Source organism: Pseudovibrio sp. WM33 (assembly GCF_001623165.1).
Lineage (GTDB): Bacteria > Pseudomonadota > Alphaproteobacteria > Rhizobiales > Stappiaceae > Pseudovibrio.
Map to the genome: position 1 here is coordinate 122,576 of NZ_LMCK01000126.1, position 6,654 is coordinate 129,229.

Annotated in this window: 7 protein-coding genes; 2 read left to right on the top strand and 5 right to left on the bottom strand. The window is 50.8% G+C overall.

What is annotated here, in order from left to right; all coding sequences use genetic code 11:
* Window positions 1–125: 125 nt before the first annotated feature.
* Window positions 126–1,016 carry a prephenate dehydratase gene (locus PsWM33_RS22560; protein ID WP_057463058.1) on the top strand — a complete coding sequence of 297 codons (891 nt, stop codon included), beginning with the start codon at window positions 126–128 and terminating at the stop codon, window positions 1,014–1,016.
* An 83-nt stretch (window positions 1,017–1,099) separates the two neighbouring features.
* Entirely contained in the window at window positions 1,100–2,110 is a 1,011-nt protein-coding gene (locus PsWM33_RS22565) for an adenosine kinase (protein ID WP_063286357.1), read from the top strand.
* 50 nt (window positions 2,111–2,160) lie between these two features.
* On the opposite strand, the gene PsWM33_RS22570 is transcribed toward PsWM33_RS22565, so the two are convergent.
* The 5 genes from PsWM33_RS22570 to dapB form a co-directional block, all read right to left on the bottom strand.
* Window positions 2,161–2,769, bottom strand: coding sequence for a 2,3-bisphosphoglycerate-dependent phosphoglycerate mutase (locus tag PsWM33_RS22570; RefSeq protein WP_063301712.1), 609 nt, complete (start codon window positions 2,767–2,769; stop codon window positions 2,161–2,163).
* A 95-nt stretch (window positions 2,770–2,864) separates the two neighbouring features.
* Window positions 2,865–3,416 carry a pyridoxamine 5'-phosphate oxidase family protein gene (locus PsWM33_RS22575; protein ID WP_063286355.1) on the bottom strand — a complete coding sequence of 184 codons (552 nt, stop codon included), beginning with the start codon at window positions 3,414–3,416 and terminating at the stop codon, window positions 2,865–2,867.
* Between the two features lie 28 nt (window positions 3,417–3,444).
* The gene (locus PsWM33_RS22580) at window positions 3,445–4,173 is read right to left on the bottom strand and encodes a DUF6065 family protein (protein WP_208985462.1); all 729 of its coding nucleotides are present in this window, start codon (window positions 4,171–4,173) and stop codon (window positions 3,445–3,447) included.
* Window positions 4,174–4,648: 475 nt separating this feature from the next.
* Window positions 4,649–5,272, bottom strand: coding sequence for a 2,3-bisphosphoglycerate-dependent phosphoglycerate mutase (locus PsWM33_RS22585; protein WP_057463063.1), 624 nt, complete (start codon window positions 5,270–5,272; stop codon window positions 4,649–4,651).
* A 214-nt stretch (window positions 5,273–5,486) separates the two neighbouring features.
* Window positions 5,487–6,302, bottom strand: coding sequence for a 4-hydroxy-tetrahydrodipicolinate reductase (gene dapB / locus PsWM33_RS22590; RefSeq protein ID WP_063301713.1), 816 nt, complete (start codon window positions 6,300–6,302; stop codon window positions 5,487–5,489).
* Window positions 6,303–6,654: the final 352 nt, after the last annotated feature.

The following is a 6,654-nucleotide window of genomic DNA, read 5'->3' on the forward strand; positions in this document are numbered from 1 at the left end:
TCGCCTCTGAGTATTATTAAGGTTTGCAATCCCTCACATCTAGGGCAATTTGTGCGAGGGGCTTTTTCGCGACTGTTGGCGAAGCCTCAAATGTATCAGGTTTCTAAATTGCCGTGAGTATAGTGATGTCAGATCAGCGCAAAGTCGTGTTTCAAGGAGAAGTGGGAGCTAACTCCCATATGGCGTGCAACGCCGTTTACCCAGAGTACCAAGCTATCCCTTGCGCGACTTTTGAAGACTGCTTCCACGCGATCGAGACCGGAGAAGCAGAACTTGGCATGATCCCGATCGAAAATTCGGTCGCGGGACGCGTTGCAGACATTCACCACCTGCTTCCTCGCAGCAATCTGCACATTATCGGCGAATACTTCATGCCGATTCGGTTTCAGCTGATGGGCATCAAAGGTACCAAGCTGGAAGAGCTGAAGAGTGTTCAAAGCCATATCATGGGACTTGGACAATGCCGAAACTTCATTCGCGATCATAACCTTAAGCCGATTATTGGCGCTGACACAGCTGGATCCGCACGCCAGGTTGTTGAAGGCGGCGACAAAACAATCGGGGCCTTTGCTCCAGAGCTTGCCGCTGATGTTTATGGTCTGGATATCCTCGCACGTGATTGTGAAGACGCTGCCCATAACACGACCCGTTTCGTGATCCTCTCTCGCGAGAAAAAGCAGACTGCGAACACTGGCCAGCCGATCATCACGACCTTCATTTTCCGTGTTCGAAACGTTTCTGCTGCTCTTTACAAAGGGTTAGGCGGTTTCGCGACCAACAACGTCAACATGACGAAGCTGGAATCCTATCAGCTTGAAGGTCAGTTTTTCGCGTCCATGTTTTACGCAGATATTGAAGGACACCCAGAAGAACCCAACGTAGCCCTTGCACTTGAGGAGCTGGCGTTTTATTCGACTGAACTGAATATTCTTGGGGTGTACAACGCTAGCCCGTTCCGCGAAAAAATTCGGGAACCTGAGGCTAACCGTGCTTTGCGTCCTACACCAGGGAAATAACAGTTGTAGGCCTTGCTCCAACGGTGAGTCACCTATGTATCGTTCCGGGCGCTTGTGATCCGGGCTAGTTACAAGGACTTTACATGTCTGAATTCAAGTTTGATGCATTGTGCATCGGCAATGCAGTCACTGACGTCTTCTCTCATGTGGAAGATAACTTTCTCGTTGAGCAATCTCTAGTTAAGGGATCTATGCGCCTCATTGATACTGATGAAGCGCTGCGGCTTTACGATAAGATGGGCCAAACAACCCGCATTTCCGGCGGAAGTGCCGGGAACACGGCAGCTGGCATCGCATCTTTGGGCGGCAAACCGGCTTATTTTGGCAAAGTGGCCGACGACGAAATAGGTGAAGTTTATCGCCATGATATGAATAGTATCGGCGTTCACTTCAAAACCGGACCTTTGCGTGATGACTTGCCTTCCAGTCGGTCCATGATCCTGATTACGCCTGATGGTGAGCGGACCATGAACACCTATCTGGGTGCAGCGACCAAGCTGACTGCGTTTGATATCGACCGCGACGTGGTTGCCAATTCTGCGATCACCTACATGGAAGGTTATCTCTGGGACGAAGAAGCGGCGAAAAATGCGTTTCTTGAAGCTTCCAAGATTGCCCATGAAGCAGGGCAGCTGGTGTCTCTTTCGTTGTCAGACAGCTTCTGCGTTGATCGTTTCCGGGATGAGTTCCTGGAGCTGATCCGCGAAGACAAAGTCGACATTCTGTTTGCCAATGAGCATGAGCTCAAAGCGCTCTACCAGACCTCTGACATTGAAACTGCGATTGCGATGGTGCGCGAGGATTGCACACTGACCGCGCTGACATTGGGCTCAGAAGGCGCTATGGCGATTTCTCGCGAGGAAACTGTACATGTGCCAGCTTCCGCGATTATTGGCGGTGTGCGTGACCTGACAGGCGCTGGAGACCTGTTTGCGTCTGGCTTCCTGTTTGGTCTGGCGCGTGATTTCAGCCTGAGCGATTGTGCTGAGCTGGGTTGCCTTTGTGCTGGTGAGGTTATCAGCCACGTTGGTGCGCGCCCTGAAAAGCCGCTTAACCAGATTGCAGAGCAGACTGGCTTCACTCTTAAAGCCTAGCACACTGCGAACTGAAAATATCAATTCAGGCGGCTTACGGGCTGCCTTTTTTATTTGCTGATCTGCTGAATATCCTCTGCGCTGTTTACCTTAAAGAAGAGCGGCTGTGCGGTGCCGATGTGCATGCGCTCGGTCTCTTTTTGATTAAGCTTGCAAATCTTCGAGATCAGTCCTCGAATTGTGTTCCGGTGCGAGGAGATGATGACGTTTTTTCCATTCATCAGCTGAGGCAGAACACGGTGCTTGAACACACCATGGGCTCTGTTGGCCGTCATCTCCACACTTTCACCACCGGGTGGCACAGCGTGCAATGAATGGCGCCATTGGTGCACTTGCTCCGCACCGTGTTCCTGAACCGCGCTTTCGATAGGAATGCCTGTGAGATCACCATAGGCCCTTTCATTGAAGAGCTTGTCCTCAATGACATGCAGATGAGATTGCTCAGCTTCTTCAAGGATGAGATCCAGTGTTTTGCGGGCGCGCCTAAGGCCTGATGAATAGGCCAGATCGAACTGGATTGCCTGAGAATGGAGAGTACGACCTGCGTTTCGGGCCTCTTCAATGCCTTTGGCACTCAGCTCAGGATTGGCCTGTCCTGAGAAAACCTTCAGCGCATTCCATTCGCTTTGCCCGTGGCGCACCAACACCAACAATCCCATAAAACACGCCTCTCAGATCTTCTGTGTGTGCGTGTCTTATATAGGTTCAATTGCAGCTCTAAACCCGACTTTCGTTAAAACATCCAATGATGATTTCAGGCAGGCTCCAGAATATTGGTGGGCAAACCGTCCAGACTTGTGGCGTTGTGCTTGCGCCAGTAGTTCTCCAGCTCCTCACGATCCATCGTCTCGTAGTAAGGCAGGAATTCCTTTTCAACCCGCGTATCGACCAAATCCATGCGCGGGACTGTTGAGCCGCAAGACGTCTGAATGAGTTCGATATCAAGGTCGAAGATTTGTCTGCACCCCGGCAGGTCGGGGAACTGAGCGACCAGTTTGGCCCAGTCCTCATCTCTTGGATGAATGACCTTTGCCGTTCCGAACACCCGAAGCGTGAGGCGTTGCTCGCCGAACGAACAGAACATGAGCGTCATGCGGCCATCATCTTGCACGTGGGTGGCTGTTTCATTGCCAATACCGGTCAGGTTCAGCCAGATGATGCGCTCGTCACTTAAAACCCTGAGGGTATCCATGCCTTTGGGGGACAGGTTGATATGCCCTGTGGCAGCAGCTGTTGCGACGAAGAACATTGATTGCTCTTCGATGTGCTGACGAAATCTGCGGTTCAAATTTTTGGCTACGATCATCGGCTTTCTGATGCCTTTTCAGGAGCGACTAGTCGGCGACTGCATATTGAGTGTTGATGCGGCGCTGTTCGCTGGCGTAGCTGCCAGAACGCCCGCCATTGCGTTTGTCGTAACTTCTTGCCCAGGCCTGCCAGAACTCTTGGGAGCTGCCGTCCATCTCGGTGATTTCCGGTTGGACAATCGGTGTCTTCGGCAGGATCGTGTTGGGCAACTGCACGACCTGCAACAAAGGCCGGTGGCGTGGGAAGCTGATTGGGACATCCTGTTTGCGAAGCTTGATATTGATGAAGAGCGGTGAACAGAACCAGCTGGAGTCAATCATCGCTTCAAAGCAATCATAGCCTGCATTGGACGGCAGGTTGATTGGGCCGCGGACCCAATGGCACTGACCTTCATCGCCGATCAGGCTGTAACCAGCGCCGATCTGAACGATGTCGCCTTCAGGAAACACATCCAGGAATGGGGGGTAGTAATCCTCCAGCCCTTCCGGACAGGAGCTTTGGTAATCTTCCACGAAGTCTGTAAGATACAACCGATCCAGCAGGGTCCACTCGCCGTCGGCGCCAAGCCGATAGAGGACCTCAGATCCGGTCCACATCAGATAAAAATCTACTGGCGGATAAACATAGTAGCCCTGACGAGAAGCAGTAAGGAGGGGTTCACAATACTTCATTGCCCGGGCTGGCATCATGCCAAGGTTCGTTCCATCTGCCTTGACGACGTCCGGGGCAGATTTGACCATTCTTACAAACTTCACAGGAATTCCCTCGCAGATAAAACACTCTGCAAAAATGAAGCGAGGCAGCCTAAACTGCCTCACACATTAAATTATTTTGGTTTTTTCTCTTCATCTTTTGGAGCAAGGCCACCATTCAACTTTGCTGGCTTTGCTTGAGCAGATGCTGGGCGACCGTCGTTTGCTACTGAAAACTTCATAGGTTGTCCTCTCAATTAATATATTAATGCGGTCATACATTTTCTGTATGCATGGAGAGGCTTGCATCGAATCTTACGTAGCGCAAGGCAAATAATAATGACGCATGCATTATCTATTATTGATAATTTTAAGTGTATTTAATTTCACATACTTAGTATTTTAACAAAGACTATTTGTGTGAATAATATTTATATTTTTACAATTCTAATTCAGCCATTCCAGAGCAGTGCAACTCAGTCAAATAAAAAAGCGGCCCGAAGAGCCGCTTTTTATGATTCTGAATTTTGAGGGTGGCTTAAACTTCTGCCAGGTCCTCAACAGAAAGAACCTTACCTTCTTCATCAAGGCGATAAACAACAGGCTTGCCTGTGCCGAGCTCGCGCTTGAGGATTTCTTCAGGTGAAAGTCCTTCAAGTTCCATGATGAGGGAACGCAGGGAGTTGCCGTGTGCAGCAACAATCACGCGATTGCCTTCGAGAACTTTAGGAAGAATGTCAGAACGGTAGTAAGGCAGGGTGCGCTCTGCAGTCATCTTCAGGCTTTCACCGCCTGGAGGAGGAACGTCGAAAGAACGACGCCAGATGTGAACCTGCTCTTCACCAAATTTCTGACGAGCTTCGTCTTTGTTCATGCCGGTGATGTCACCGTAGTCACGCTCGTTCAGAGCCTGATCTTTTGACGTTGGCAGGTCTTCCTGACCAAGTTCACCAAGGATCAGCTTAAGAGTGTGTTGAGCGCGCAGCAGGTCAGAAGTGAACGCCAGATCAAATGTCAGGTTCATTTCTTTGAGTTTTTTACCAGCTGTTGTTGCTTCTTCAACACCCTGTTCTGTCAGGTCTGGGTTTTTCCAGCCGGTGAACAGGTTTTTCAAGTTCCATTCGCTTTGTCCGTGACGGACGAGAACCAAAAGGCGTTCCATTAAGCTCTCCTAAGGAGGTTATGTTTGCTTAAAACAGTTGTCTTGGAAGGACTGTTTCAAGTCTCATTTCACATGTCTTGCTCATCGCTCGTTAGAGCATGTCGCGTTCATGTACGTTTACGCATCGCGCTCTAACAGCTTTGTTGGAGCGAAGTCTTATCGTTTGATTGAACCCAATCAAGCGGAACACGCTCTAGCAAGCATGCATTGTGTGTCACTCATCGTTCAGGCCGAGAACATCAGCCATTGAGTACAGGCCCGGTTGCTGATTGTGCGCCCAGAGGGCTGCTTTCACGGCACCGCGAGCAAACAGTTGTCTATCCGTTGCGATATGTGAGAGATCTATACGCTCTCCCTCGCTCGCAAACATCACCGTATGTTCACCTACGACAGATCCACCTCGCAATGTTGCAAAGCCGATGTCGCCTCTTTTCCGTTCACCCGTAATGCCGTCTCGTGTGCGAACACTATGGGTTTCAAGATCAATCCCCCGGCCTTCAGCTGCAGCCTCACCTAACAGCAATGCTGTTCCTGATGGGGCATCAACTTTATGCCGATGATGCATTTCCAGGACTTCGATATCGAAATCTTCATCCAGAGCTGCAGCCGCCTTTTTAATGAGGCATGCGAGCAGGTTAACACCTAGGCTCATATTGCCTGATTTTACAATGCGGGCTGATGTCGCGGCGTGAGCAAGTTCAGTAGATTGGGCAGACGTCATTCCCGTTGTGCCGATAATGTGCGCGATAGAATGACGCGCCGCAGCTTCTGCAAATTCAACAGTTGCCTCTGGCACGGTGAAGTCCAGCACGCCATCTGCATCAGCAAATGCAGCATCAAGATCATCGGTGATTGCAACGCCGAGTTTACCGCATTCTGCGAGTTCGCCAGCATCTGTGCCCAGAAACTGGGAGTGTTTGTGCTCGATCGAGGCTGACACCACAACTCCGTCCATTTCGGTCACTGTGCGTACCAGTGCACGCCCCATTCGGCCTGCTGCGCCTACAACAACCAGTCGCATGTCACTCATCACGTCCCCCAAGCCTACGAAAGCCCCTCAAATTATAGTGTGGAGGGGTATAGCAGGCGCACTAAAGAGTTTCAAACTCATATGGCAGTTGGTGTCCCGGAGTTTGCTCTGTCTCGCGCAGCTGGTTCTCGTTTTGTGCATGTTCGCAGACAGCCTGACGTGCGCAAAATCTGAAAAAACTTATCCCCCTGCCCTCAACCACGCTTATTCTCAGTTTTGTGCTCACGTATTCGGGCAGCTGGTGGACCGTCCATCAGTGCGGCGTGGGCTGGGCGGAGCTACCGGATGAAGTAACGCATCACCCGGCGGGTTCGTTGAAACACCCCTTGAAAGTCTTTAGTGCAGGGACCAA